The organism is Campylobacter vulpis (assembly GCF_014217995.1).
Lineage (GTDB): Bacteria > Campylobacterota > Campylobacteria > Campylobacterales > Campylobacteraceae > Campylobacter_D > Campylobacter_D vulpis.
Genome location: NZ_CP041617.1, coordinates 1,590,790 through 1,616,899, shown reverse-complemented (window position 1 = coordinate 1,616,899; position 26,110 = coordinate 1,590,790). Strand labels below are relative to the sequence as shown.

The 26,110-nt window shown below is 35.8% G+C and carries 38 protein-coding genes; 34 read left to right on the top strand and 4 right to left on the bottom strand.

The features are described from left to right. Positions 1–65: 65 nt before the first annotated feature. Both rlmN and CVULP_RS08430 read right to left on the bottom strand, forming a co-directional pair. Complete coding sequence (rlmN, locus tag CVULP_RS08435; RefSeq protein WP_099507542.1) at positions 66–1,136, bottom strand: 23S rRNA (adenine(2503)-C(2))-methyltransferase RlmN; 1,071 nt, start codon at positions 1,134–1,136, stop codon at positions 66–68. A 9-nt stretch (positions 1,137–1,145) separates the two neighbouring features. Next, positions 1,146–1,664, bottom strand: coding sequence for a phosphorylase family protein (locus CVULP_RS08430; protein ID WP_099461472.1), 519 nt, complete (start codon positions 1,662–1,664; stop codon positions 1,146–1,148). A gap of 78 nt (positions 1,665–1,742) precedes the next feature. On the opposite strand from CVULP_RS08430, the gene rsmA reads away from it, so the two are divergent. From rsmA to CVULP_RS08410, 4 genes are read left to right on the top strand one after another with little or no spacing between them, the layout of a single operon-like run. Continuing rightward, a complete protein-coding gene (rsmA, locus tag CVULP_RS08425; RefSeq protein ID WP_099461471.1) occupies positions 1,743–2,525 on the top strand; it encodes a 16S rRNA (adenine(1518)-N(6)/adenine(1519)-N(6))-dimethyltransferase RsmA in 783 nt (260 codons plus the stop codon). Continuing rightward, complete coding sequence (locus CVULP_RS08420) at positions 2,512–4,479, top strand: ribonuclease J (protein WP_099507543.1); 1,968 nt, start codon at positions 2,512–2,514, stop codon at positions 4,477–4,479. Before rsmA ends, CVULP_RS08420 begins: the two co-directional genes overlap by 14 nt. Positions 4,480–4,520: 41 nt before the next feature. Next, positions 4,521–5,036, top strand: coding sequence for a DUF1796 family putative cysteine peptidase (locus tag CVULP_RS08415; RefSeq protein WP_265415668.1), 516 nt, complete (start codon positions 4,521–4,523; stop codon positions 5,034–5,036). After that, positions 4,954–5,310 carry a cell surface protein gene (locus tag CVULP_RS08410; protein WP_265575622.1) on the top strand — a complete coding sequence of 119 codons (357 nt, stop codon included), beginning with the start codon at positions 4,954–4,956 and terminating at the stop codon, positions 5,308–5,310. The genes CVULP_RS08415 and CVULP_RS08410 overlap by 83 nt, the downstream gene beginning before the upstream one ends. A 6-nt stretch (positions 5,311–5,316) precedes the next feature. Here CVULP_RS08410 and CVULP_RS08405 read toward each other — a convergent pair whose 3' ends face one another. Together CVULP_RS08405 and purB are read right to left on the bottom strand one after the other, a co-directional pair. Further along, a complete protein-coding gene (locus CVULP_RS08405) occupies positions 5,317–7,686 on the bottom strand; it encodes a ribonucleoside-diphosphate reductase subunit alpha (protein WP_099461401.1) in 2,370 nt (789 codons plus the stop codon). A 12-nt stretch (positions 7,687–7,698) separates the two neighbouring features. After that, complete coding sequence (gene purB / locus CVULP_RS08400; RefSeq protein WP_099507450.1) at positions 7,699–9,027, bottom strand: adenylosuccinate lyase; 1,329 nt, start codon at positions 9,025–9,027, stop codon at positions 7,699–7,701. 74 nt (positions 9,028–9,101) lie between these two features. Between purB and CVULP_RS08395 the strand changes: the two genes are divergently transcribed. The 30 genes from CVULP_RS08395 (at position 9,102) to atpA (ending at position 26,103) form a co-directional block, all read left to right on the top strand. Continuing rightward, positions 9,102–10,013, top strand: coding sequence for an RluA family pseudouridine synthase (locus tag CVULP_RS08395; RefSeq protein WP_099507451.1), 912 nt, complete (start codon positions 9,102–9,104; stop codon positions 10,011–10,013). 133 nt (positions 10,014–10,146) lie between these two features. Beyond that, a complete protein-coding gene (rpsJ, locus tag CVULP_RS08390) occupies positions 10,147–10,458 on the top strand; it encodes a 30S ribosomal protein S10 (RefSeq protein ID WP_004275690.1) in 312 nt (103 codons plus the stop codon). Between the two features lie 10 nt (positions 10,459–10,468). Further along, complete coding sequence (gene rplC, locus CVULP_RS08385) at positions 10,469–11,047, top strand: 50S ribosomal protein L3 (protein WP_099461404.1); 579 nt, start codon at positions 10,469–10,471, stop codon at positions 11,045–11,047. Then, on the top strand, positions 11,044–11,658 hold the full coding sequence (gene rplD, locus CVULP_RS08380; RefSeq protein WP_004278045.1) for a 50S ribosomal protein L4: 615 nt from the start codon (positions 11,044–11,046) through the stop codon (positions 11,656–11,658). The genes rplC and rplD overlap by 4 nt, the downstream gene beginning before the upstream one ends. Before the next feature lie 2 nt (positions 11,659–11,660). Beyond that, entirely contained in the window at positions 11,661–11,942 is a 282-nt protein-coding gene (locus CVULP_RS08375; protein ID WP_099507452.1) for a 50S ribosomal protein L23, read from the top strand. A gap of 1 nt (position 11,943) precedes the next feature. Then, entirely contained in the window at positions 11,944–12,774 is an 831-nt protein-coding gene (rplB, locus tag CVULP_RS08370; protein ID WP_099461405.1) for a 50S ribosomal protein L2, read from the top strand. Position 12,775: 1 nt separating this feature from the next. Beyond that, entirely contained in the window at positions 12,776–13,057 is a 282-nt protein-coding gene (rpsS, locus tag CVULP_RS08365; protein ID WP_099461406.1) for a 30S ribosomal protein S19, read from the top strand. Positions 13,058–13,069: 12 nt separating this feature from the next. Then, entirely contained in the window at positions 13,070–13,474 is a 405-nt protein-coding gene (gene rplV / locus CVULP_RS08360) for a 50S ribosomal protein L22 (RefSeq protein WP_099461407.1), read from the top strand. Then, the gene (rpsC, locus tag CVULP_RS08355) at positions 13,475–14,176 is read left to right on the top strand and encodes a 30S ribosomal protein S3 (protein WP_099461408.1); all 702 of its coding nucleotides are present in this window, start codon (positions 13,475–13,477) and stop codon (positions 14,174–14,176) included. A 2-nt stretch (positions 14,177–14,178) separates the two neighbouring features. Then, complete coding sequence (rplP, locus tag CVULP_RS08350; protein WP_004278040.1) at positions 14,179–14,604, top strand: 50S ribosomal protein L16; 426 nt, start codon at positions 14,179–14,181, stop codon at positions 14,602–14,604. After that, positions 14,591–14,776: a 50S ribosomal protein L29 gene (gene rpmC / locus CVULP_RS08345; protein WP_099507453.1), complete on the top strand. Its 186-nt coding sequence runs from the start codon at positions 14,591–14,593 to the stop codon at positions 14,774–14,776. Before rplP ends, rpmC begins: the two co-directional genes overlap by 14 nt. Positions 14,777–14,785: 9 nt before the next feature. Further along, positions 14,786–15,040 (top strand): 30S ribosomal protein S17, encoded by a 255-nt coding sequence (rpsQ, locus tag CVULP_RS08340; protein WP_099461410.1) that lies wholly within the window; start codon positions 14,786–14,788, stop codon positions 15,038–15,040. Beyond that, positions 15,037–15,405 (top strand): 50S ribosomal protein L14, encoded by a 369-nt coding sequence (gene rplN / locus CVULP_RS08335; protein WP_004275679.1) that lies wholly within the window; start codon positions 15,037–15,039, stop codon positions 15,403–15,405. The genes rpsQ and rplN overlap by 4 nt, the downstream gene beginning before the upstream one ends. Beyond that, positions 15,405–15,632 carry a 50S ribosomal protein L24 gene (gene rplX / locus CVULP_RS08330; protein WP_099507454.1) on the top strand — a complete coding sequence of 76 codons (228 nt, stop codon included), beginning with the start codon at positions 15,405–15,407 and terminating at the stop codon, positions 15,630–15,632. The genes rplN and rplX overlap by 1 nt, the downstream gene beginning before the upstream one ends. Before the next feature lie 8 nt (positions 15,633–15,640). After that, the gene (gene rplE, locus CVULP_RS08325; RefSeq protein WP_099461412.1) at positions 15,641–16,183 is read left to right on the top strand and encodes a 50S ribosomal protein L5; all 543 of its coding nucleotides are present in this window, start codon (positions 15,641–15,643) and stop codon (positions 16,181–16,183) included. Between the two features lies 1 nt (position 16,184). Next, complete coding sequence (locus tag CVULP_RS08320) at positions 16,185–16,370, top strand: type Z 30S ribosomal protein S14 (protein WP_099461413.1); 186 nt, start codon at positions 16,185–16,187, stop codon at positions 16,368–16,370. A 9-nt stretch (positions 16,371–16,379) separates the two neighbouring features. Beyond that, the gene (rpsH, locus tag CVULP_RS08315) at positions 16,380–16,775 is read left to right on the top strand and encodes a 30S ribosomal protein S8 (protein ID WP_004275675.1); all 396 of its coding nucleotides are present in this window, start codon (positions 16,380–16,382) and stop codon (positions 16,773–16,775) included. Between the two features lie 74 nt (positions 16,776–16,849). Further along, positions 16,850–17,386 (top strand): 50S ribosomal protein L6, encoded by a 537-nt coding sequence (rplF, locus tag CVULP_RS08310; RefSeq protein WP_099461414.1) that lies wholly within the window; start codon positions 16,850–16,852, stop codon positions 17,384–17,386. Positions 17,387–17,395: 9 nt separating this feature from the next. Next, positions 17,396–17,752: a 50S ribosomal protein L18 gene (gene rplR / locus CVULP_RS08305; RefSeq protein WP_099461415.1), complete on the top strand. Its 357-nt coding sequence runs from the start codon at positions 17,396–17,398 to the stop codon at positions 17,750–17,752. A 9-nt stretch (positions 17,753–17,761) separates the two neighbouring features. After that, entirely contained in the window at positions 17,762–18,205 is a 444-nt protein-coding gene (rpsE, locus tag CVULP_RS08300) for a 30S ribosomal protein S5 (protein WP_099507455.1), read from the top strand. Between the two features lie 3 nt (positions 18,206–18,208). Further along, positions 18,209–18,601, top strand: a complete 393-nt coding sequence (gene rplO, locus CVULP_RS08295; RefSeq protein WP_099461416.1) for a 50S ribosomal protein L15 — start codon at positions 18,209–18,211, stop codon at positions 18,599–18,601. Beyond that, complete coding sequence (secY, locus tag CVULP_RS08290; RefSeq protein ID WP_099461417.1) at positions 18,601–19,866, top strand: preprotein translocase subunit SecY; 1,266 nt, start codon at positions 18,601–18,603, stop codon at positions 19,864–19,866. The genes rplO and secY overlap by 1 nt, the downstream gene beginning before the upstream one ends. A gap of 45 nt (positions 19,867–19,911) precedes the next feature. After that, entirely contained in the window at positions 19,912–20,820 is a 909-nt protein-coding gene (fmt, locus tag CVULP_RS08285; RefSeq protein WP_099461418.1) for a methionyl-tRNA formyltransferase, read from the top strand. Further along, on the top strand, positions 20,783–21,436 hold the full coding sequence (locus CVULP_RS08280) for a biotin--[acetyl-CoA-carboxylase] ligase (RefSeq protein WP_180753054.1): 654 nt from the start codon (positions 20,783–20,785) through the stop codon (positions 21,434–21,436). The genes fmt and CVULP_RS08280 overlap by 38 nt, the downstream gene beginning before the upstream one ends. Beyond that, a complete protein-coding gene (locus CVULP_RS08275; protein ID WP_099461419.1) occupies positions 21,433–22,218 on the top strand; it encodes a ParA family protein in 786 nt (261 codons plus the stop codon). Before CVULP_RS08280 ends, CVULP_RS08275 begins: the two co-directional genes overlap by 4 nt. Positions 22,219–22,222: 4 nt before the next feature. Then, positions 22,223–23,062, top strand: a complete 840-nt coding sequence (locus CVULP_RS08270; protein WP_099507456.1) for a ParB/RepB/Spo0J family partition protein — start codon at positions 22,223–22,225, stop codon at positions 23,060–23,062. 59 nt (positions 23,063–23,121) lie between these two features. Continuing rightward, a complete protein-coding gene (locus CVULP_RS08265; protein WP_099461421.1) occupies positions 23,122–23,547 on the top strand; it encodes a FoF1 ATP synthase subunit B' in 426 nt (141 codons plus the stop codon). A gap of 8 nt (positions 23,548–23,555) precedes the next feature. Beyond that, complete coding sequence (locus CVULP_RS08260; protein WP_099461422.1) at positions 23,556–24,068, top strand: F0F1 ATP synthase subunit B; 513 nt, start codon at positions 23,556–23,558, stop codon at positions 24,066–24,068. Continuing rightward, complete coding sequence (locus CVULP_RS08255; protein WP_252195531.1) at positions 24,065–24,586, top strand: F0F1 ATP synthase subunit delta; 522 nt, start codon at positions 24,065–24,067, stop codon at positions 24,584–24,586. The genes CVULP_RS08260 and CVULP_RS08255 overlap by 4 nt, the downstream gene beginning before the upstream one ends. Before the next feature lie 11 nt (positions 24,587–24,597). Further along, positions 24,598–26,103 (top strand): F0F1 ATP synthase subunit alpha, encoded by a 1,506-nt coding sequence (atpA, locus tag CVULP_RS08250; protein WP_099507458.1) that lies wholly within the window; start codon positions 24,598–24,600, stop codon positions 26,101–26,103. The last annotated feature ends 7 nt before the right edge of the window (positions 26,104–26,110 follow it).

Genomic DNA, 26,110 nt, shown 5'->3' with positions numbered 1-26,110 from the left:
CATACCCACAAAACTCACAATCACAACTACGCTAATAAAAACAAGCTGGATAATGTCTAAAGTGCTCATTTGCCCTCCTCTCTTTCTTTAAGCTGACCGCAAGCTGCAGAGATGTCAAGCCCCTTACTCTCTCTTATGGTGCAAGTTACGCCTTTTTGACTTAGTAAATCCTGAAATTTTACGGCATTCTCAAGGCTAGGGCGTTTGTAAATGCTACCTTGATGAGGGTTAAAAAGGATTAAATTGACCTTAGCTTTTATACCATTTAAAAGTTTGACTAGTTCTTTAGCGTGTTCGATTTTATCATTAATGCCGTCTATTAAGAGGTATTCAAACATCACTCTTTTGCGTGTATCAATGGGAAATTCACGCACAGCTTGCATAATGGAAGCTATGTTGTAGGCTTTATTAATGGGCATTAATTCAGTTCGCAATTCATCATTAACAGCGTGTAGAGAAATGGCAAGTAAAACGCCCAAATTCATCTCTCCAAGCTCTTTAATCTGCCTTGCAAGCCCACTCGTGCTAATGGTTTGACGGCGTGGGCTTATAGCTAAAGTATCGTTATGGCTTAGAATTCGCACGGCTTTAGCGACATTATTAAGATTATCAAGCGGCTCTCCCATACCCATATAGACGATATTTACGCGGCGTTCATAAGGAATGTTATTTTGCCTTTTTATCCACAAAATCTGCCCCACAATCTCTCCCGCACTTAAATTTCTTTTAAGCCCTCCCTTAGCCGTGAGACAAAAGCTACACCCGCTTTTACAGCCCACTTGAGATGAAACGCAAATGGTAAATTTGGCGTGAGAAAGTCTTTTTCCCTCCTTATCAAATTTTTCTTCCTTCATTGGTAAAAGCACGGATTCTATCCTTAAGCCATCTCTAAGTTCGAAAAGATATTTAATGCTCCCATCTTTGCTTTGTTCCTCTTTGACACATTTAAGAGGCTTAAAGTGATAATTCTTAGCCAATTCCTCGCGTAAATTTTTTGGTAAATTCAACATTTGAGAAAAGTCATCGGCATATTTTTGATAAATCCATTGGCAAATTTGTTTCACACGAAACATTGGCTGAATTTTTTCGGCAAGTTCTTCTGGTAAAAAGTCTAAAATATTTGCTAATTCTTTCAAATTTTTCCTTTAAATTAAAGCTTTTTGTTTTATCAATTTTGTCAATTTTTCTTTAGCTTTTTGATGATTTTTTATAAAATCTTCGTGTGCATTTTCATCACAAAAATTGGTTGCACAAAGAAAACATTTGGCATTTATATTAAAATTTTTTGCAACACTTAGGACAGAAAAGGCTTCCATATTTTCAATATCAAGTCCTAAATTTGCGAGTTTTAAAGCGGCATTTTTATCCGCACAAATATAATTAGAAGAATTGATTTTATAAGCACTTTTTTCAAGGCAAATTTCTGTTTTTGCAGGGCTGTAAAAATTGCTTAATTTTGAAAATTCAATGTTAAATGCGTGAGAGCTTTCATAAATTTGTAAAATTTCTCCCTTTTCATAAAGTCCGCAAGTGCCGATAAATATGAGTTTTTTAGGTCGATATTCAAGGCAAATTTTTGTTAAATTAAATGCACTTTCGACTAAACCTATGCCTATGGCTTTAGCAAAAGAAAAATTTTCATTCCCACCTGCACAAATTATCATTTTAAACTCTCCTAAATTTCGCGATAATTTTAACTAAAAAGACTTAAAGTTAAGAATTTTTAGCTAAAATCCCTCTTTATGATTAAGGCAAAGAAACAATACGGACAAAATTTCTTACAAGATAAAGAAATTTTGATAAAAATCACTCAAGCCATACCCAAAGATACGAAAAAGATTGTTGAAATTGGGCCTGGCTTAGGTGATTTAACGCAAGAGCTTTTGAAAATTTCTCCCGTTAAAGCTTATGAGATAGATGCTGATCTTATAGGATTTTTAAGAGATAAATTTCAAAAAGAATTAAAAGAGAGAAAATTGATCTTATTACATCAAGATGCGAGTGAAATTTCTTGTTTTGATGAAAGTAAGTATTTTCTAGTCGCAAATTTGCCATATTATGTTGCTAGCAAACTGATTTTGCAAGCTTTGGAAGATGAAAATTGCCAAGGTTTGGTTGTGATGGTGCAAAAGGAAATGGCGTTGAAATTTTGTGCCGAAAGTGGAAGTAGTGATTTTGGCGCACTTGGTGTTTTGAGTGCGATGATTTGCGAAAGAAAAATTCTTTTCGATGTAAGTCCTTTGTGTTTTAATCCTCCTCCAAAGGTTGTTTCATCTGTGATGAGGCTGATAAAACAAAAAGAATTTAAGCAAATGTGTGAGCTTGATAGCTTTAAAAGCTTTCTTAGAATTTGTTTTAAGTCTCCAAGAAAACAACTTTTGAGTAATTTAAAAGTTGAAAAGCAGAGACTTTTAGAGCTTTTTGGGGATTTGAAACTCAAAGAAAATGTGCGTCCTCACGAACTTTGCGTTAATTCATACCTTAAAATTTATGAAAAATTAAAGGACAAATATGAACGAAAATGAAAAAAACGAACAAAATGTAGAAAATCCCAATGCAAATTCTAAGAGCAATAAGCGTTATAAATATAAAAATCGCCGTAGGAAACTTGCGGATTCTTTAGAAACAGAAAGCATAAAAAATAATGAAAATGCAGAACAAGCAAAAGCTAATGAAACAAAAAAGAAAAAAAGAAATCGCAATCTCCCCTCTAAACTTACAGGCAATGAAGATTGGCAAATCGCTCTAGCAGAGTGCATTGAGGCAAATCGTGTTTCACATGAAACAAGGCTAAATCCTCTTAAATATAACAATTCAAGTGAGCATAAAATTCGCATTACTCCTCTAGGTGGGCTTGGTGAAATCGGTGGGAATATCAGTGTTTTTGAGACAAATAATGACGCCATTATCATCGATATCGGTATGAGTTTTCCAGATGGGACTATGCACGGGGTAGATATTATCATACCTGATTTTGATTATGTGCGTAAGATTAAGGATAAAATCAGAGGCATTGTTATTACCCACGCTCACGAGGATCACATCGGGGCGGTGCCGTATTTTTTTAAGGAATTTCAGTTTCCTATCTATGCTACGCCCCTAGCCTTAGGTATGATTTCTAATAAATTTGAAGAACACGGCTTGAAAAATGAACGCAAATGGTTTCGTCCTGTGGAGAAACGCCGCGTTTATGAAATTGGTGAATTTGAGGTTGAGTGGATACACATCACGCATTCTATTATTGATGCTTCGGCTTTAGCTGTCAAAACAAGGGCTGGAACCATCATACACACGGGCGATTTTAAAATCGATCAAACGCCTATTGATGGTTATCCTACAGATTTACATCGTTTGGCACATTATGGCGAAGAGGGCGTGATGTGTCTTTTAAGTGATAGCACAAATTCCTACAAAGAGGGCTATACTAAGAGCGAAAGTTCTGTGGGTCCTACCTTTGATCAAATTTTTGCCAAAACGAAAGGTAGGGTGATTATGAGCACTTTTAGTTCCAATATCCACCGCGTTTATCAAGCTATTACCTATGGCTTAAAATATGGCAGAAAGGTTTGTGTGATAGGGCGTAGTATGGAGCGTAATCTTTACACGACTATGGAGCTAGGTTATATCAAGCTAGATAGAAAAATTTTTATAGACGCTGATGAGGTAAGTAAGTATAAAGATAATGAGGTTTTAATCGTTACCACAGGCTCTCAAGGTGAAACGATGAGCGCACTTTATAGAATGGCGACAGATGAGCATAAATTCATCAAAATCAAGCCAAGCGATCAAATCATCATCTCGGCTAAGGCGATTCCGGGAAATGAGGCTAGCGTTTCGGCTGTGCTTGATTATCTCTTAAAGGCGGGTGCGAAAGTGGCTTACCAAGAATTTAGCGAAATTCATGTTAGTGGGCATGCGAGTATGGAAGAGCAAAAGCTTATGCTAAGCCTCGTTAAGCCTAAATTTTTCTTACCTGTGCATGGGGAGTATAATCACATCAACAAGCATAGAGAAACAGCGATAAAATGCGGAGTGCCTGAAAGAAATATTTACCTAATGAGCGATGGCGACCAAGTAGAAGTGTGTCAAAAATACATCAAAAGGGTTAAAACGGTTAAAACGGGTAAAATTTTTGTGGATAATCAAATCAACAAGCAAATTGCTGATGATGTCGTCATCGACCGCCAAAAATTAGCCGATAGTGGCATAGTTGTCATCATAGCGCAAATTGACAAGGCGACTAAGACTTTAATTAATAAACCGCGTGTTTTTAGCTATGGACTTGTAGCAGATAAACACGACCACGCTTTTAGCAAGGAAATGGCGGAGGTTTTGAGCGTGTTTTTTACTAATGCTAAGGACGAGTGGTTTAATGACACAAGATTTTTGGAAAATCAAATTCGCACTGTGCTTAGAAAACACATCTTTAGAAAGATTAAAAAATATCCAACCATAGTTCCAACGCTCTTTGTGATGTAATGACCTAATTTAGGGCTTTGTTAAAGCATAAAAGGATAAAAATGCAAGATAAAATTTACAATTTTCATTATTTTGACTTTCCTAAAATAAGGGCGGATTTTATTTTAAGTGTAGGTTCGATGTGTCGCGCGGCACATCATTTGAGAAAAAATCATCTAAGGGAATTAGCCTCTCCTTTAGACTGGATGATTAATGATAGTTTAAGGGTTGTTTTTGAGCTGTTTCAAAGCGATTTTAGGGACTTTTTCTTATCTTGCACTCTTGTCGATGGACAAACTAAGCCTATGAAGGTTAAAGATAATCTTAATGATATGCTTTCGGTGCATTATTTTTTTGCTGGAGAGAATTTAGAAAGTCAGGCTAAAAGAATTAATGCCCAAGCAAGAAAACGTTGGACACTCATCAAAGATAAAATTCTCTCTTCTAAAAATGTTGTTTTCGTGCGAAGTGGGGATTTTGATTTAAAAGAAGCAAGTGAATTTTTGCAAAAAACTGCAAAATTATTTAATAAAAATGGGGGGGGGGGGGGGTTACACTCTCATCAATGTCAGTCATAATGAAAAGCCAAAAGAAGACGAAATGATAATGCAAGAATTTGATTTGGGGGCTAATTTAAAACTTATTCATTATAGTATTTGTGAAAAAGAGGATGATTTTAGAGGAAACACTGCTTTTTGGACGACTATGATGCAAAAAAGTATCATAATGCCCCGCACTTTAAAGCTTAAAAATGCTTGGGGGGATTTTAAAATTAGATTTATCCGCAGTTGTAAGAGAAGAAAGGCATTTTTTACAAAGAAAATAAGGGTGGATATTAACGAGGTGCATTAAGACTGCCTATTGGCAGCCCTCGCATTCTATACTTCTATCCGCAACATTGATTTTTTCACTATCTGGGCTTTCACTTCTTAAATAATAGGTCGATTTGACTCCTAGTTCGTGCGCTAGAGTATAAATTTCATTAAGATACCCACCGCTTGCTTTATCTAAGGATAAAAAGATATTGAGGCTTTGCCCCTGATCTATCCATTTACCACGCACGGCGGCAGCTTTAACAAGAATTTTTTGATCAAGTTCATAGGCGGGAGTGTAGTATTGCCAAGTTTCAAGATTTAAATTTGGCACGACAACAGGTATCATGCCGCTTAAGTTTTGCTCAAACCATTTGCGTTTATACACAGGCTCTATAGTTTGAGTTGTCCCAACAAGTATGGATATGCTTGAAGTCGGTGCAATCGCCATCAAGTAGCCATTTCTCATACCATCTTTTTTAACCTTTTCGCGTAATCTATCCCAGTCGCAAGAACTTTGTGCAAAAAGCCCGTCCCTTAGAGTTAAGGCTTTAGCCTTTTCGCTTGCTACATCGATAGGAAAAATTCCCTCACTCCATTTTGAGCCTTTAAAATCAGGATAAGAGCCTTTTTCAATCGCTAAATTTGAGCTTGCTAAAATGGCTTCATAGCTAAGACACTCCATAATTTCATCAATTTTATTAAAGTGTTCTTCACTGCCCCAAAAAATTCGATTTTCTGCTAACATTTGTGCTTCACCCATTACCCCAAGCCCTATGGAGCGGGATTTTAAATTTGTATTTTTAACCTTAATGTGTGGATAAAAATTTAAATCAATCACATTATCAAGCATACGAATTGCTATTGGCACGACTCTAGCCAAATCCTCTTTGGTATGCACTTTGCTAAGATTAATGCTAGCGAGATTACAAACGGCAGTTTTTCCATCATTTTTAAATTTCTCTACGATGAAAACTTTTTGCCCATTAATGCTATCTAGGGTTGAAATTTTCCTAGCCGGTTTTTCGTATCCGCCGTCAATTACAATCTTTTCTTCTTCATCATAATGCAATTCTTCGCCATTTTCAAAAATGACTTTGATTTGATAATAATTTGGTTCTGTATTTTGAAAAATTTCCGTGCATAAATTTGAGCTTCTTATAATGCCTGTGTGAGAATTTGGATTAGCTTTATTAGCATTATCTTTAAAGCATAAAAATGGTAGTCCCGTCTCAAAATAATTGAGCAAAATTTTCTTCCATAATTCTTTCGCGTCAATGATTTCTTTTACGATATTTTCATCTTTTTCATATTCTTCATAACGCTTTTCAAAGGCTTCCCCGTATAAATCACATAAATCAGGCGTATCGGCAGGGTCAAAAAGTGTCCATTTGTCATTTGCTTTAATTCTTTTCATAAAAATATCATTAATCCAAAGTGCTGGGAAAAGTTCGTGTGCTCTACGTCTTTCCTCGCCAGAATTCTTACGCAAATCAATAAAATCGTTAATATCCATATGCCAAGGCTCGATATAAACAGCAATTGCTCCTTTTCTTGTGCCAAGCTGATCTACCGCCACAGCGATATCATTTGTGATTTTAAGAAAGGGGATAATGCCTCCCGCAGCATTTTTATGCCCATCTATGCTCCCACCCATAGCACGCACTTTAGACCAGTCCCAGCCTATGCCGCCACCAAATTTAGAAAGCAAAGCCATTTCTTGATAGCTATCAAAAATACCCTCTATATTATCCGCCGTGCTTCCTATATAACAAGAGCTTAGTTGATGACGCGTTGTTCTAGCATTTGAAAGAGTTGGTGTAGCTAACATCATTTCAAATTTAGAGATGAGGTCGTAAAATTTCTTCGCCCACTCTTGAGGATTAAATTCATTTTGTGCCAAAAACATCGCTATTGCCATAAACATTTGCTGAGGGAGTTCTATGGGTTCTGCTTTAGAATTTTTTATCAAATATCTATCATAAAGGGTTTTAATGCCAAGATAGGTAAATTGCAAATCTCTTTCAGGCTTAATATAATCATTTAAATCATCAAGGTCGTATTTTTCTTTTAAGCCTAGTAGAATTCTCCCCTCTTTTTCGCCTCTTTCAAAATATTCACGCAAATGATTGTAGCGGTTCATACCATTAACCTTTTTATAAAGGTCAAATAAAAATAGCCTTGCTGCTACAAAGGTCCAGTTAGGACAATCGATATCGATTTTATCAACTGCTGTTTTAATAAGAGTTTTTTGAATTTCCTCTGTGCTAATGCCATCGCGAAATTGAATTTTTGCATCAAGCTCAAGTTCGCTTAAACTGACGCCTTCGAGATTTTTAACCGCGTCCATAGTGCATTTTTTGATTTTAGAGATATTAAGCTCTTCTGTGCGACCATTTCTTTTTATAACTTTCATTGATTTACCTTTTTATTTAAATACCCTATTGAAAATTGCATCAACATTTTTTGTGTAATATGTATAATCAAAGCATTTGCGTATATCTTCTTCACTTAACTTAGTCCTCAAATCTTCATCATCAAGCAAGGCAAGTAAAAATAAACTTTCATTTTTATCATTTAATGCCGCTTTGCCCTCTTGCAAATCTTTCCATACTTTCATAGCGTTTCTTTGAACGATTTTATAGGCTTGCTCACGGCTTAAACCCTTAAAAGGAAGTTCTAAAAGCACGCGTTGTGAAAAGACAAGCCCACCTGTGAGATTTAAATTTTTCACCATATTTTGAGGATAAACAAGGAGTTTTTCTATTAAATTCGTAAGACGCATTAGCATAAAATCTGCTGTAATGAAAGCATCAGGCAGGATAAAACGCTCCACGCTTGAGTGGCTGATGTCTCTTTCGTGCCATAGGGCGACATTTTCAAGGGCTGGAGTTACAAAGGAGCGTAACACTCTGCAAAGTCCTGTAATGTTTTCACTAAGCACAGGGTTTCTTTTATGTGGCATAGCCGAGCTTCCTTTTTGTCCCTCACTAAAATATTCTTCTGCTTCATATACTTCTGTGCGTTGAAAATGCCTTATTGCAACTGCGATTTGCTCACAACTCGCCGCTAAAATAGCAAGGGCTGAAAGCACTTGTGCGTAGCGGTCTCTTTGTATGATTTGATTGGAAATTGGGGCTGGTTTTAAGCCTAAGTTTTTGCAAATTTCTTCTTCAAACTCAAGCGGGGCGTGGGCTAAATTTCCCATAGCACCGCTGATTTTACCATAGCTTATGGTTTCTTTAGCGTGAAGTAAAAGTTCTTTAGCGTGTGTAATTTCATCATACCAAATCGCCACAACAAGTCCGAAAGTAATTGGCTCTCCGTGAATTCCGTGGCTTCTGCCGACCATCAAGGTATTTTTATGCTCATTTGCTCTTTTTTTCAAAGCCTTTAGTAAAAGCTCGATATCTTCTAAAATAAGCTCTAAACTCTCTTTCATCTGTAAAGCCACCGCAGTATCGATACAATCAGAACTTGTCATCGCATAATGCACAAAGCGACTTTCTTCACCTAAGCTTTCACTTACACTTGTCAAAAATGCGATGACATCGTGTTTGGTTGTTTTTTCTATTTCATCAATTCTAGCAATATCAAATTTGGCGTTTTTTTGAATTTTTTCACAATCCTCATCATTGATAAGACCAAGTTTATTCCACGCCTTAACTGCGGCGAGTTCTACTTTAAGCCAAGCATCATATTTGGCTTTTAAATCCCATTTTTTAGCCATAATTTCTCTGCTGTATCTTTCAACCATAGCTCATAAACCTTTTTTGTTATAATTAAAAAAAGTGAAATTGTAGCAAAGCAAATTTTAAAAAAGGTTAAAAAATGCCTTATAAAAAAATTAAATTAAGAAATCCCTCAAATGCCGAAAAAAAGGCATTTTTATTTCTTATGCAAAGCTTAAAAATTCCCATAAATGAGGCTCAAAAACTCATCGATAAAAAAAGACTTTTTTGTAATGGAAATTTGGTAGAGAAAAAAAATGAAATTTTACAAGGTGTGGTGGAATTAATCATTTATGAAAATGCTCCAAAAGGCGTTAAAATCGTTTATGAAAATGAAGAATTTGCCGTGCTTGAAAAACCAAGTGGAATTTTAAGTCATCCAAATGGTCGCAATTGTGCGTATAGTTTGTGTGATGAAATTTGGGAGCTTTGGGGACGAGAGGCTTGCGTAGCTCATAGACTTGATAAGGAAACAAGTGGACTTATTTTGGTCGCTAAAACTAAAAAATCACAGGTGGAATTTAAGGCTATGTTTGAAAAAAGAGCAATTCAAAAGGAGTATTTAGCACTGACACAAGGTTTGACTAAAAAAGAATTTGAAGTTGATTTAGCAATGGCTTTAACGCAAAATTATGATGATGTTAAAACAAGAATGCAAATTTCTCCGCAAGGCAAGAGGGCTTTAAGTTTTTTTGAAAGGGTGAAATTTTACCCTGATTTTAATGCTAGTTTAGTGCTTTGTAAGCCTTTCACAGGTAGGCAACATCAGCTTCGTTTGCATCTTTTTCATAGTGGCTATAAGATTTTAGGAGAACCCCTTTATGGTTTAAAGAAAGAGCAAGTTGAGCAAATTTTAGATGGAAAATTAAGTCAAGAGGAAAGGGTTAAGCTTACTGGCGCAAAAAGACTAATGCTTCACTCTCAAAGACTTCATTTTTACTATAAGGGAAAAGAATTTGACATAGGCTCAAAAGAAGAATTATGGAAAGAATTTTGCGGAGATAAAATTTAATTTTTATCCTTTATAAAAGGAAAAAAATAGCAAAAAATTCTCAATTTACTTGACTTTTGAAAAATGATTTTATTATACTCCCATTTTTATTTAGTTAGTCAAACTAACGAGTTCTTTAAACAAAGGAAAATTTATGGAAAGAATTAGGCTTAAGCTCAAGGCTTATGACCATCGAGTACTAGACAGAACAGTTGCAGCCATAGTAGAAGCTGTTAAAAGAACAGGTGCGGATATAAGAGGTCCAGTGCCTATGCCTACAAAGATTAAACGCTACACGGTGTTGAAATCCCCACATATCAACAAAGATTCTCGTGAGCAATTTGAGATTAGAATTCACGCGCGTATGCTTGATATAGTCGCAGCAACTCCAGATACGGTTGATTCTTTAACTAAGCTTGATTTAGCGCCAGAAGTAAGCGTTGAAGTTAGAGCTATGGGAAAATAAAGGATAAAGTATGGAATATATCGTAGAAAAAATAGGAATGAGTAGAACCGTAGGTAATCCAAGCATAGCTGTAACCTTACTTAGAGTTGTAGGTGCTAAGGTTTGTGAAGTGCAAGAGAGCGGTAGGGCTTTGGTTGCTTATTCTAAGGGAAAAGCAAATAATAAATGTATTGCTGGTATGCAGAAAAAATATAATTTGTCAGCAGAATTTAACAAATTTGCCACTTTAGAAGTTGCAAATACAGAAGCTGGAGACCTAGATGAAAGTCCATTGAACGAAGCAAAAATTCTAAAGGTAAGTTTTAATTCTAAGGGTCGTGGTTATAGCGGTGTGATGAAAAGACACAATTTTGGTGGAGGACCTGCAAGCCACGGAAGTAGATTTCATAGAAGACACGGCTCTATCGGTAATAGAGAGTGGCCAGGTCGTGTGCAGCCGGGTATGAAAATGGCTGGACAATACGGAAATACAAAAATAAGCGTTAAAAACGAGCTTGTATCTTATGATGCGGAGAATAAAATTTTGGTGTTAAAAGGTGCTGTGCCGGGTTTTAATGGTGCTATGGGTAGAGTAAGGATTGCGAAATGAGTAAGGTCGTTGTTTTAAACGAAAAGTTTGAAAAATCAGGTGAGCTTGAACTTCCCGCTAAATATGCTGAGGTAAATCCACATAATCTTTATTTGTATGTGAAATCTTACCTTGCAAGTTTAAGAGCAAATACTGCACATACTAAGGGTAGAAGTGATGTAAGTGGTGGGGGTAAAAAGCCTTGGAGACAAAAGGGTCGTGGTGGTGCAAGAGCAGGTTCTACTAGAACGAATGTTTGGGTAGGCGGTGCTGTGGCTTTTGGTCCTAAAAATGAAAAAAATTATTTTCAAAAGGTTAATAAAAAGCAAAAGAGATTAGCACTTGAGAGAGCTTTAGCCGATAAGGCGATTAAAAATACCCTTTTTATGACAGATTCTTTAAATATAGAAAGTGGTAAAACAAAAGACGCAAATGCGGTTATTAAGAAGCTTGGTGTAAAAGACGCACTTATTGTTAAAGATTTACTAGATGAAAAGACACTTCTTGCATATAGAAATTTAGCAAATTGCTATGTTGTTGATGTAACGGAAGTTAATGCTTATTTAGTATCTGTATTTAATGCTGTGATTATAGAAAAATCAGCGTTAGAATCAATTACAAAAGAGGGATAATTATGGCAGATATTACGGATATAAAAACAATACTTTATACGGAAAAAAGCCTCAATTTACAAGAACTTGGTGTGGTTGTGATTCAAACCTCTCCTAAAATGACAAAAACGGGCTTAAAGGCTGTGTTAAAAGAATATTTTGGTGTAACGCCTCAAAGCATCAATTCTTTAAAAATAAATGGAAAAGTGAAGCGTTTTAGAGGGCGTTTGGGACAAAGAAATGATTGTAAAAAATTCTATGTAAAGCTACCAGAAGGTGTTAGTTTAGAAAGTGCGGAGGCTTAAGATGGCGATTAAAACTTATAAACCTTATACTCCAAGTAGAAGATATATGACGGGCGTAAGCTCACAGGACATCACAGCAAAGCCTAGTGTGCGTTCATTACTGATTAAACTTCCAGCTCACGCTGGGCGTAATAGTTATGGTCGCATTACGAGTCGCCATAAAGAAGCGGGTGCAAAGAAGTTTTATAGAATTATCGACTTTAAACGCCGTAAATTTGGCATTGAGGGTAAGGTTGAAGCGATAGAATATGATCCATATAGAAATTGTCGTATTGCTTTGATTTCTTACAAAGATGGTGAGAAAAGATATATTTTACAGCCAAGAGGTTTAAATGTTGGTGATGTAATTATGGCGGCAGAAAGTGGGCTTGATATTAAGCCGGGCAACGCAATGAAGCTTAAAAATATCCCTGTGGGAACTATCGTGCATAATGTTGAATTAAAACCGGGTAAAGGCGGTCAAATGATTCGTTCAGCTGGTGCTTATGCGCAACTTATGGGTAAAGAAGAAAAATATGTCATTTTAAGGCTTGCTAGTGGTGAGATGAGACAAGTTTTAGCGGAATGTATGGCTAGTATAGGCGAAGTTGGTAATGAAGAATGGGCAAATATCACCATAGGTAAAGCAGGACGCAATCGTCATAGAGGGATACGCCCTCAAACAAGAGGTTCGGCGATGAACCCAGTTGATCACCCACACGGCGGTGGTGAGGGTAAGAAAAATTCAGGTCGTCATCCTGTAACGCCTTGGGGCAAACCAACTAAAGGTGCGAAAACTCGCCGTAAAAAAGCTAGTGATAAATTAATCATTTCAAGAAGAAAAGGAAAATAAGATGGCTAGATCACTCAAAAAAGGTCCTTTTGTAGATGACCATGTAATGAAAAAAGTCATCGCAGCAAAAAAGGCTAATGATAATAAACCTATTAAAACTTGGTCGCGTAGAAGCACCATAATCCCTGATATGATAGGACTAACCTTTAATGTTCATAACGGCAAGGTTTTTATCCCAGTTTATATTACGGAAAATCATATAGGATATAAGCTTGGCGAATTTGCGCCAACACGCACTTTTAAGGGTCATAAAGGCTCTGTGCAAAAGAAAATTGGTAAGTAAGGGAGAGTTGATATGAGTAAAGCATTGATTAAATTCATAAGATTATCTCCTACTAAGGCAAGACTCATTGCAAGAGAAGTTCAGGGTATGAATGCTGAACTTGCTATGGCAAGTTTGAAATTTATGCCAAATAAGGGTGCTAAATATATTGCCAATGCTATATCAAGTGCTGTGGCAAATGGAGGCTTTGAGGCTAATGAGGTTGTGGTAAAAAGCTGTCGTGTTGATGCTGGTGCGGTTCTTAAGAGATTTCGTCCGCGTGCTAGAGGAAGTGCAAGTCGCATTAGAAAGCCTACTTCTCACATTATGGTCGAGGTAGCAAAGCTTGAGGTAAAAAATGAGGAGAAAAAAGCTCCAGCTAAAATAGCAAAAAAAACCACAAGCACTAAAAAAGCAACAGCAAAAAAGGAAAGCTAAATGGGACAAAAAGTAAATCCAATTGGTCTAAGATTAGGAATTAATAGAAACTGGGAGTCAAGATGGTTTCCTACCAAGGCAAATTTGGTAGAAAATATCGGCGAGGATTATAAAATCAGGGCTTTTTTAAAGAGAAAGCTTTATTATGCGGGAATTTCTCAAATTTTAGTAGAAAGAACAGCTAAAAAACTTCGCGTTACCGTTGTGGCTGCGAGACCGGGTATTATTATTGGCAAAAAAGGAAGTGATGTTGATATTTTAAAAAAAGAATTGCAAGATTTGATCAAAAAAGATGTCAATATTAACATTAAAGAAGAAAGAAAGGCAGGTTCTTCAGCTCAACTTGCCGCTGAAAGTGTAGCTACTCAACTTGAAAAAAGAATTGCCTTTAGAAGAGCGATGAAAAAGGTAATTCAAGGAGCACAAAAAGCAGGAGCAAAAGGAATTAAAGTTTCTGTTTCTGGTCGTTTGGGTGGAGCTGAAATGGCTAGGACGGAATGGTATCTTGAAGGGCGTGTTCCGCTTCATACTTTAAGAGCAAAAATTGATTATGGTTTTGCAGAAGCAAGAACAACTTATGGAAATATAGGCGTTAAAGTGTGGATTTTTAAAGGTGAAGTTTTACAAAAGGGCTTTCAGGCAGAAAAAAATGAAGAAAATGCACCTACGAAAAAGCCAAGACGCACAAGAAGGGGTAAATAACTATGTTAATGCCAAAAAGAACAAAATATCGTAAAATGATGAAGGGGCGTAACAGAGGTTACGCAAATAGAGGAACAGAATTTACTTTTGGTGAGTATGCTTTAAAGGCAACGGAAGCTGGGCGTATTAATTCTCGTCAAATAGAGGCTGCTCGTATCGCTTTAACGCGTTTTGTTAAAAGACAAGGTAAGACTTGGATTAGGGTTTTTCCCGATAAGCCTTTAACAAAAAAGCCTTTAGAAACGCGTATGGGTAAAGGTAAAGGTAGTGTTGAGGAATGGGTGATGAATATTAAGCCGGGTCGTATTATCTATGAAATGGCGGGTGTAAGCGAAGATATGGCTAGACAAGCTCTAACTTTAGCTATGCATAAATTGCCATTTAAGACAAAGTTTGTTACAAGAGAGAGTCAAAATGAAATATACTGAGATTAAAGATAAAACAGCCACTGAGCTTAATGCTATGCTAAAAGAAAAAAAGTTGCTTTTATTTACCTTGAAACAAAAGCTAAAAACAATGCAGCTGACTAATCCTAAAGAAATTAGTCAAGTTAAAAAAGACATTGCTAGAATAAATACAGCAATTAGCGCTTTAAGATAAGGATGGATTATGACATTTAAAAGAGAAATTCAAGGCGTTGTTGTGAAAATTGCTGGAGAGAAAACAGCGAGTATTTTGGTAGAAAGAAAGGTTGTTCATCCAAGATATAGAAAAATTGTCAAACGCTTTAAAAAATATTTAATTCACGATGAAAGAAATGAATCTAAAGTGGGAGATGTGGTTGTAGCAGTTGAATGTAGACCTATCTCAAAAAGAAAGTCATTTCGCTTAAAATCTGTATTGATAGCAGGAGCTGAGTCATGATACAAAGTTTTACAAGACTTGCGGTGGCTGATAATAGCGGCGCAAAAGAGCTAATGTGTATTAAGGTTTTAGGAGGTAGTAAAAGACGCTATGCTACCGTAGGTGATGTGATTGTTGCATCGGTTAAGAAAGCTTTGCCTAATGGAAAAGTGAAAAAAGGTCAGGTTGTTAAAGCGGTGATTGTTAGAACTAAGAAAGAAATTCATAGAGATAATGGTTCTTTAATTCGTTTTGACGAAAATGCGGCTGTTATACTTGATGCCAAAAGAGAGCCTGTGGGAACGCGTATCTTTGGACCTGTTGGCAGAGAAGTTAGATATGGTGGCTTTATGAAAATTGTTTCACTAGCACCGGAGGTATTATAATGGCAGTAAAATTAAAAATCAAAAAAGGTGATAGCGTTAAGATTATCACAGGCGATGATAAGGGTAAAACGGGTAAAGTTTTAGCGGTATATCCTAAAACATTTAAGGTTGTTGTTGAGGGTTGTAAAGTTGCAAAAAAAGCTATTAAGCCGAGTGAGAAAAATCCAAATGGCGGTTTCGTTAATAAAGAAATGCCTATGGATATTTCTAATGTGGCAAAAATTTAGGAGAGGCTATGAGATTAAAAGAAAAATATAGTCAAGATATTAAAGCGGCTTTGATTAAGGAATTTGATATTAAAAACCCTATGCTTGTCCCTGCTCTTGAAAAGGTTGTGATTAGTGTGGGTGCTGGAGAATTAGCTAAAGATCAAAAAGTATTGCAAAATGTGGCGGATACCATCTCCTTAATTGCTGGACAAAGGGCTGTGATTACGAAAGCGAAAAAATCTGTCGCTGGTTTTAAGGTGCGTGAGGGCTTTCCTGTGGGTGTGATGGTAACTTTAAGAAAGGATAATATGTTTGCTTTCTTAGATAAACTGATTTCCATTGCTCTTCCAAGGGTAAAAGATTTTAGGGGGCTAAGTCGTGATGGTTTTGATGGTAGAGGAAATTATAATTTTGGACTTAATGAGCAATTAATGTTTCCAGAGGTAGAGTATGATAAAATCTTACGCACTCACGGAATGAATATTTCTATCGTTACAACCGCACAAAATGATAAAGAGGCACTAAAGCTTTTAGAGCTTTTTGGTGTGCCATTTGCAAAAGGAAAGTAATATGGCTAAAAAATCAATGATAGCAAAAGCAACGCGTAAGCCTAAATTTAAAGTTCGTGGCTATACTAGATGTCAAATTTGTGGGCGTCCGCATTCAGTTTATAGAGATTTTGGAATTTGCAGAGTTTGTCTTAGAAAAATGGGCAATGAGGGCTTAATCCCGGGTCTTAAAAAAGCAAGTTGGTAAGGATAAAATATGATTAATGACATAATTTCAGACTCTCTTACAAGAATTCGCAATGCAGGTATGAGAAGACTTGAAACAACTAAACTTCTGCACTCTAAGGTTGTGGAGGCTTTGGTAGGGATTTTTCAAGCTAAGGGTTATATTGATAGTTTTAATGTTGTCGAGGAAGACAAGAAAAAATTTATCAATGTTGTTTTGAAGTATGATGAAAAAGGTAAAAGTGTGATTAACGAGCTTAAAAGAATCTCTAAGCCGGGTCGCCGTGTTTATAAAGGTAAAGACGAAATTAAGCGTTTTAAAAATGGTTATGGTACTATCGTAGTTAGCACTAGTCGTGGCGTTTTAGCAAATGATGAAGCGTTTAAAGCTGGTGTTGGTGGCGAAATTTTATGCACCATTTGGTAATCTGCTTTTTATGGCATTGGGTATCCATTCTTTACAAAAGTAGAAATATCCTAGACAAATAAAAAGGAAAAAATATGTCTCGTATAGGTAAGCAACCTATCTCTATCCCAAGTGGTGTAGAGGTAAAATTAGAAGGAACTTTGCTTAAATTTAAAAAAGGAAATTTGGCAAAGGATTTAGACACTAAGGCAAATGTAAATGTTGAGATTAAGGATAATCACATTCTTTTTTCTCCAAAAGGCGACGATAGGCAAAGTAGAGCATATTGGGGAACTTATAGGGCTTTAGCAAGTAATATTGTTATAGGTTTAACAGAAGGCTTTTCTAAAACGCTTGAAATTAATGGAGTGGGTTATAAAGCTGCTTTAAAGGGCAAAGTTTTAGAACTCAGTCTTGGTTTTTCTCATCCTATCAATTATGAAATTCCAGCAGGGATTGAAATAAGTGTCGATAAAAATAATGTGATTGTTAAAGGAAGTGATAAACAAGTCGTTGGACAGGTCGCCGCACAAATCCGCGAATTTAGACCGCCAGAGCCATACAAGGGTAAAGGTGTGAAATATGCCGATGAGCGTATTATCCGCAAAGCTGGTAAGACATCTAAGAAGTAAGGATAGGGTATGAGAGCAAATGTGTTAAAAAGAAAAATCAGTCTTAGAATCAAAAGAAAGAGAAGAATTAGGGCTAAAATTTCAGGTTGTGCGACTCTTCCTAGAATTTCAGTATTTAAGTCTAATAGAACCTTATATATTCAAGCCATTGATGATGTAAAAAATATTACTTTAGCAGCAGCTGATGGACATAAATTAGGCATTAAAGCAAATAAAGACGGCGCAAAGAAAATTGGTGCAGAATTTGCAAAAACCCTTAAGGCAAAGAAAATTGAACAAGGCGTTTTTGATAGAAATGGCTATGTGTATCACGGAGTGATTGCGGCTTTAGCAGAGTCTTTAAGAGAAAATGGCATTAGGTTATAAGGAGAGTTGATGGAAAAGTATAATAGAGAAGAATTTGAAGAAGTAATTGTCGATATAGGTAGAGTTACGAAGGTTGTTAAGGGCGGTAGAAGATTTCGTTTTACAGCCCTAGTGATAGTAGGTAATAGAAAAGGACTTGTCGGTGTAGGCTATGGTAAGGCTAAGGAAGTTCCTGATGCGATTCGTAAAGCTGTTGATGATGCCTTTAAAAATATGGTTGAGGTTAAAACTAAAGGTTCTACTATCGCTCACGATGTTGAGGTTAAATATAATGCAAGTAGAATTTTGCTCAAACCTGCTAGTGAGGGAACGGGCGTTATCGCTGGAGGTTCTACGCGTCCTATCGTAGAACTTGCTGGAATTAAGGATATTTTGATTAAATCTTTAGGTTCAAATAATTCGGCAAATGTGGTTCGTGCGACTATTAAAGCCTTAACGATGCTAAAAGGATAAACGATGAATTTAACAAAAGCAGCAGGTTCAACAAGAAAAATCAAAAGAATTGGTCGCGGTCAAGGGAGTGGTATGGGTAAAACAGCCACAAAAGGCGGCAAGGGACAAACCGCAAGAAAAGGTTATAATGAAAAAAGAGGCTTTGAGGGAGGACAACAACCTCTTCAAAGAAGATTGCCTAAAGTAGGCTTTACTTCTAAGATTGAAAAACCTTATGTGATTAATGTTGAGAAAATTACAGCTATTAAAGATTTAGGCGAAATCACTTTTGAAAGCATTAAATCCGTGCATAAAATTTCAAAATCTGTTAGCAAAATCAAGCTAATTGGTGCAAGTGCGAAAGATTTAAAAGCTAAAGTTAAAGATGAAAATATCAGCCTTAGCGGAATAAAATAATGAATAGAGCATTGACGAATAAAATTTTAATCACATTAGCATTTTTATTTGCTTATAGGGTTCTAGCTTATGTGCCAGTTCCAGGCGTCAATGCTGATGTTATTGCAGAATTTTTTAACAATAATGAAAATAACGCACTGGGACTTTTTAATGTCTTTAGCGGCGGAGCGGCGGAGAGATTTTCCATTATCTCCTTGGGGATTATGCCCTATATCACAGCTTCTATTATTATGGAGCTTTTGGCAGCTACTTTTCCAAATATAGGTAAGATGAAAAAAGAACGCGATGGTATGCAAAAATATATGCAAATTATCCGTTATGCGACCATTGTAATCACCTTGGTGCAAAGTGTGGGTGTTGCCATAGGTTTGCAGAGCTTGCATGGGCGTGGTGGAGCAAGTGCCATTATGGTAGAAGATTTAAATACTTTCATAGCCTTGTGTGCCATTTCTATGTTAGCTGGAACTATGCTTTTGATGTGGTTAGGAGAGCAAATCACACAAAGAGGTGTGGGTAATGGTATCTCACTTATCATTTTTGCGGGCATTGTTTCTACTATACCTTCAGCTATTTCAAATAGCGTAGGGCAAATCAATTCGGGCGAGATGAATTTCTTGAGTGCTTTTGCGATTTTATTACTTATTTTACTAACTATAGGTGTGATTATTTATGTGGAGCTTGGGGAGCGTAGAATCCCCATTTCTTATTCGCGTAAGGTCGTTATGCAAAATCAAAATAAACGCATTATGAACTATATTCCTATTAAGGTGAATTTAAGCGGTGTGATTCCACCTATTTTTGCAAGTGCGATTTTGATGTTTCCGGCGACTATTTTGCAAACTAGCACAAATCCTTACATCTTAGCGGTAAATGACTTTTTAAATCCAAATTCTTATGCCTTTCACATTTTGACCTTTTTGTTTGTGGTATTTTTTGCCTATTTTTATGCAAGTATAGTGTTTAATGCTAAGGATATTGCGGAAAATCTTAAAAAACAAGGGGGTTTTATCCCGGGCATTCGTCCAGGTGAGGGGACAGCTTTGTATCTTAATGAGGTCGCTTCAAGACTTACTTTTTCTGGATCTATTTATCTTGCTTTGGTGGCAACTTTACCTTGGATTTTGGTAAAATTTATGGGAGTTCCTTTTAATTTTGGCGGAACTTCTGTTTTAATTGTTGTGCAAGTCGCCTTAGATACGATGAGGAAAATTGAAGCTCAAATTTATATGAGCAAATATCAAACTCTAAGTGCCGTAGGTCTTTAAAGTCTCTTTGGGGACTTTTCCCATAAATTTGCGAAAGGGTTTTGTATGAAAAAGCTTGTATTTATGGGAACTCCAGCCTACGCTACACGCATTTTGCAAGAGCTTTTAAGGTATTTTGAAATTTTAGCACTTTTTACCCAGCCTGATAAGGCTGTGGGAAGAAAGCAAATTTTAACTCCTAGTGATACTAAGGCTTTTTTGCAAAAAAATGCTCCTCAAATTCCTATTTTTACTCCTAAAAGTCTCAAAGATGAAGAACTTTTTGAAAATCTAAAAGCTTTAAAGCCTGATTTTATAGTGGTTGCTGCTTATGGTAAAATTTTGCCTCAAAATATTTTGGATTTAGCCCCTTGCATTAATCTTCATGCTTCGCTTTTGCCAAAATACCGTGGGGCTAGCCCTATACAAAGTGCAATTTTAAATGGTGATGAAATCAGTGGGGTTTGCTCTATGCTTATGGATGCTGGACTTGACACAGGAGCTATTTTGCAAAGCGTGGAGCATAATATCAAGGGTAAAAAAGCTGATGAGGTTTTTGAGCTTTTTGGAGAGTTAGCGGCTTCTTTGGCGGTAGAGACTTTGCGTCATTTTTCTCAAATCACTCCACAAAAACAAGATGAAAGTAAGGTTAGCATTTGCAAGAAAATTAAAAAAGAAGATGGCTTGGTGGATTTAAGTGATGCGAAAAAATTGTATCGAAAATTTTTAGCTTTTTATCCTTGGCCGGGTATTTTTTTGGAAAATGGTTTAAAATTTTTAGATATAGAACTTTACGATGAAAAAGAAAATGAAAAAGAGGGGCTTATTTTAGCCGTGGAAAAAGAGAATTTTTTGCTTGCTTGTAAAAAAGGAACTTTAAGAATTAAAGCCTTGCAAGAAAGTGGCAAAAAGCCTCTTAATGGGCGAACTTTTTTAAATGGAAAAAGGCTTAAAAGTGCAGATTATTTGTATTGAAAAAATAGCCTCAACGCAGCTTTTTTTATGCGAGAAGATAAGAAAGGGTGAAATACGGCAAAATACCGCCATTTATGCTTTAGAACAAACTAGCGGAGTGGGGAGTAGGGATAATGCTTGGATTAGCTCTAGGGGGAATTTACATCTTTCTTTTTGCGTGAGAGAGAGAGATTTGCCTAGTGATTTGCCTTTGGCTTCTGCGAGTATCTATTTTGCTTATCTCTTAAAAGAGCTTTTAGAGAGTTTTGGCTCACAAATTTGGCTTAAATGGTCAAACGATTTGTATTTAAATGATAAAAAGGTCGGCGGAGTGATGAGCAATAAAATAGGCGAATTTATAATATGCGGTATAGGACTTAATCTCAAATTTGCTCCACAAAATGCCGCTTTATGTGATGTAAAAATAGAGCCTAAAGAATTAATAGAGGAATTTATAAAAGTTTTGGAAAAAAAATTTTTATGGAAGCGTATTTTTAGTAAGTATGTGTTAGAATTTGAGAAATCAAAAAATTTTAGTGTCCATTATGAAGGCAAAATTTACGCGTTAAAAGATGCTTTTTTGTATGAAGATGGGTCAATATTATTAGCAAATAAGAGGATATATAGTTTAAGATGAGCGAAGTGATAACAATAGCAAATCAAAAAGGTGGCGTGGGCAAAACGACCACGGCAGTCAATTTAGCGGCTTCTTTGGCGGTAGCGGAAAAAAAAGTGCTTTTAATCGATGTAGATCCGCAAGCAAATGCAACAACAGGACTTGGTTTTAATAGAAATAATTATGAATATAATATTTACCATGTTTTTATAGGTAGAAAAAAATTAAGCGATATTATCTTAAAGACAGAATTGCCCCAGTTGCATTTAGCTCCGTCAAATATAGGGCTTGTCGGTATAGAACAAGAGCTTGCTAAAGATGAGGGAAATGAAAAGAAAATGATGCTTAAAAAGCAACTTGAAGAAGTGGTGGATAAGTATGATTTTATCATTATAGATTCACCTCCTGCACTTGGAAATATCACCATTAATGCTTTTGCGGCGAGTGATAGTGTAATTATCCCTATACAATGTGAATTTTACGCACTTGAGGGGGTAGCTATGGTGCTAAATACCATTAAGATTATTAAAAAAACGATTAACCCAAAGCTTAAAGTTAAGGGATTTTTGCCGACTATGTATAGTTCGCAAAATAATCTTTCTAAAGATGTTGTGGAGGATTTAAAGCAAAATTTTAAAAAACAGCTTTTTAAAATGAAAAGTAGTGAAGATGATTTTATCATTATTCCTAGAAATGTAAAGCTTGCAGAAAGTCCAAGTTTTGGAAAGCCTATTATACTTTATGATATAAAATCACCCGGTTCTTTGGCGTATCAAAATTTAGCTTATTGCATTTTAGGATAAATTGATGGGTTTAAATAAAGATAAAGGTTTAAGCAAACTCATCGGTGATTTAGACGAGGTTTATAGTAGAGAATTAGGACTTGACACAAATCAAGTCAGCGAAATTCCTCTAGCCAAAATCGACCTTAATCCTTACCAGCCTAGAAAGCATTTTGATGAAGAGGCTTTAGGAGAGCTTGCGAATTCGATTAAAGAATATGGACTCATTCAGCCTATCATCGTGCTTAAAAAAGGCGAGCGTTATGTTTTGGTGGCAGGAGAACGGAGGCTTAGAGCAAGTCAAATCCTAGGTCTTAAGAGCATTTTGGCTTTTGTGGCTGATGTTAAGGAGAAAAGGCTTAGGGAACTTGCTTTGATAGAAAATATCCAAAGAGAAAATTTAAATCCTATTGAGTTAGCTCATTCTTATAAAAGCTTAATTGAAGAGCATCAAATTACTCAAGAAAATTTAGCGTCCATTATCCATAAAAGTCGCACACAAATCACAAATACGCTAAGACTTTTAAATTTAGAACAAGCAACACAAAAATTAATTGCCGAGGGTAAAATTTCTCAAGGACACGCCAAAATTTTAGTTGGACTTAAAAAAGATGATGAAAAAACTATGGTTGATAGCATTATGGGGCAGAAATTAAGCGTAAGGGATACGGAAAAAATTGTCCAAAATTTAAAAAACAAAGAATTAAATAATAAGAAATTTTCTTTTGAATTTGATGAGGATATGCAAAAAATTAAGAAAATTTTAAATCAATATGGCTTAAAGTGTGAAAGTAAAGGGGAAAAACTAACAATATATTTAACAAGTAAAGATAAAATTAAAAAAATATTTGAAATTCTAGCTTGAAATTTAGAATTTAGTTTGTTTTAGATACAATTTTGCAATATTTATAATAAAGGAAAATAATGTTTTCAGATATGCACATTTCGATAATGTTAGCTACAATGGCGATTTTTTTAGCTATGATTGTGATTTTAAATTCTATGCTATATAAGCCTTTGTTAAGATTTATGGACGAGAGAAATAGTTCTATTAAAAATGATGAAAATAAGGTTAAAGAAAATTCGCAACAAATGCTTGGAGCAAATGATGAGGTAGAAAAAATTCATCAAAGCACAAGAGAAGAAATCCATAAAATTAAACAAAGTGCCATTAATCAAGCTAAAGAAGAGGCGCAAATTGCAATTCAAACAAAAAAAGAGGAGCTTGAGCGTAAAATGGCAAGTTTTTATGTCGAGCTTAATGCACAAAAAGAAGAATTAAAACAAAATTTATTAAAAAATCTACCAGAATTTAAACAACTTTTAGAAAATAATATTAAAAAGATTTAAGGAGAATGATGAAAAGGTTAATTTATCTTATTTGTTTATTGCCTTTAGGTGCTGTTGCTGCACCGAGTGGAAGCGGAGAGTATGACATTATACCTAGGACGGTGAATTTTGTTATTTTTGCTGTGATACTCTATTATTTATTAGTCAATCCTGTGAGGCATTTTTACAAAAGTCGCATTTTAAAAATTTCTTCCAGATTAGATGAGATACAAAAAAAATTGCTTGAAAGTAAATCTAAAAAACTTGATATGATGAAAAAGCTAGAGGAGGCGAAGGCTAATGCTGCTGAGGCTTTGATTGTATCTAAAAAAGAAGCGGAAATTCTAGCAAATGGGATTAGAGAAGAATTGCAAGAAGAACTTGCACTTTTAGATAGGCATTTTGAAGAACAGAAAGAATATGAATTGAGAAAAATGGAAAAAGAGGTTATTTCTCAAGTTTTAGCCGAGCTTTTTGATGAAAATAGTGCGTGTTTTGGACAAAAAGAAATTGTTAATATTATGATGAAAAAGGCTTCTTGATGAATATGGTAGCAAAGAAATATGCTAAAGCGATTGCTTTAAGAGCAGATGCTGGGGAGCTTTACGAAAATTTACGCATTTTAGCTTCAGCTTTTGCTTTAGCTAAATTTAGAATTTTAGCAGAGTCTGCTGGGATTAAAAAGGAAAAAAAACTAGAGCTTATCCAGTCTTTTTTTGAAAAATTTAGCCCGAATTTTAACAATTTTCTAAAAATTTTGATAGAAAATTCAAGACTTTCTTGTGTGCCACACATTGTTAAAGAGCTTGAAAGACAAAATGCCTTTAAAGAAAATATATTTTTGGGTGTGGTTTATGCGAGTGAGAAATTGGACGAGCAGAGTTTAAAAGAGTTTGAAAATAAGCTTAGTGCAAAATTTAATGTTAAAATTAAATTAAGCGTTCAAATTACACAAATTGATGGGATAAAAATTGCGTTGGAGGAGTTAGGTTACGAGCTTTCTTTCTCTATGAAAACTTTGCAAAATAAATTAAGCGAGTTTATACTTAAAACCATTTAAGGAGAATATGAATGAAATTTAAAGCTGATGAAATCAGTTCTATTATTAAAGAAAGAATAGAAAATTTTGATTTAAATTTAGAAATTGAAGAAACGGGCAAAATAGTATCCGTTGCAGATGGTGTGGCTAAGGTTTATGGTCTTAAAAACATTATGGCTGGGGAGATGGTTGAGTTTGAAAATGGCGAAAAGGGTATGGCGCTTAACCTCGAAGAAAGCAGTGTTGGTATCGTTGTTTTGGGAAAAGGTGAAGGCTTAAAAGAGGGTGACTCTGTGAAAAGGCTTAAAAAACTTCTTAAAGTACCTGTTGGAGAATCTTTAGTTGGTCGTGTTGTTAATGCTTTAGGAGAGCCTATCGACGCTAAGGGTCCTATTAATGCAAGTGAATTTCGCTTTGTTGAAGAGAAGGCAAAAGGCATTATGGCTAGAAAGAGCGTTCATGAGCCTTTACATACGGGGATTAAGGCAATTGACGCCCTTGTGCCTATTGGTAGGGGACAAAGAGAATTAATCATAGGCGATAGACAAACGGGTAAAACTACTGTTGCTGTGGATACAATTATCTCTCAAAGAGGACAAGGGGTGATTTGTATTTATGTTGCCATAGGGCAAAAGCAAAGCACTGTTGCACAGGTTGTAAAAAGGCTCGAAGAACACGGTGCTATGGAATATACAATAGTTGTAAATGCGGGTGCTTCAGATTCTGCCGCTTTACAATATCTCGCTCCTTATGCTGGTGTAACGATGGGCGAGTATTTTAGGGATAATGCAAAACACGCTTTAATTGTTTATGATGATTTAAGCAAACACGCTGTGGCTTACCGCGAGATGTCATTAATTTTACGCCGTCCTCCGGGTCGTGAGGCTTATCCAGGTGATGTGTTTTATTTGCATTCAAGATTGTTAGAAAGAGCATCTAAGCTTAATGACGAGCTTGGTGCAGGAAGTTTGACGGCTTTACCTATTATAGAAACGCAAGCTGGAGATGTATCTGCCTATATTCCAACCAATGTGATTTCTATTACAGATGGACAGATTTTCTTAGAAACAGATTTGTTTAATTCAGGTATTCGCCCTGCTATTAATGTCGGCTTGTCTGTTTCGCGTGTGGGGGGTGCAGCACAGATTAAAGCGACTAAGCAAGTTTCTGGGACTTTAAGACTTGATTTGGCACAGTATAGAGAACTTCAAGCTTTCGCTCAGTTTGCAAGTGATTTAGATGAGGCAAGCCGTAAGCAGCTAGAACGCGGACAAAGAATGGTTGAGCTTTTAAAACAGCCTCCTTATTCGCCTTTATCTGTAGAAAAGCAAGTTGTGCTTATATTTGCGGGAACAAGGGGATTTTTAGACGATGTGGCAGTCAGCAAAATTAGGGAATTTGAGGAAAGTATTTATCCTTTTATTGAAGCTAAATATCCAGACCTCTTTGAGCAAATTCGCACTAAAAAGGCTTTGGATAAAGATTTGGAGGATAAATTAGCTAAGGCTATCGAAGAATTTAAAGCAAATCATATATAAGGCTTTT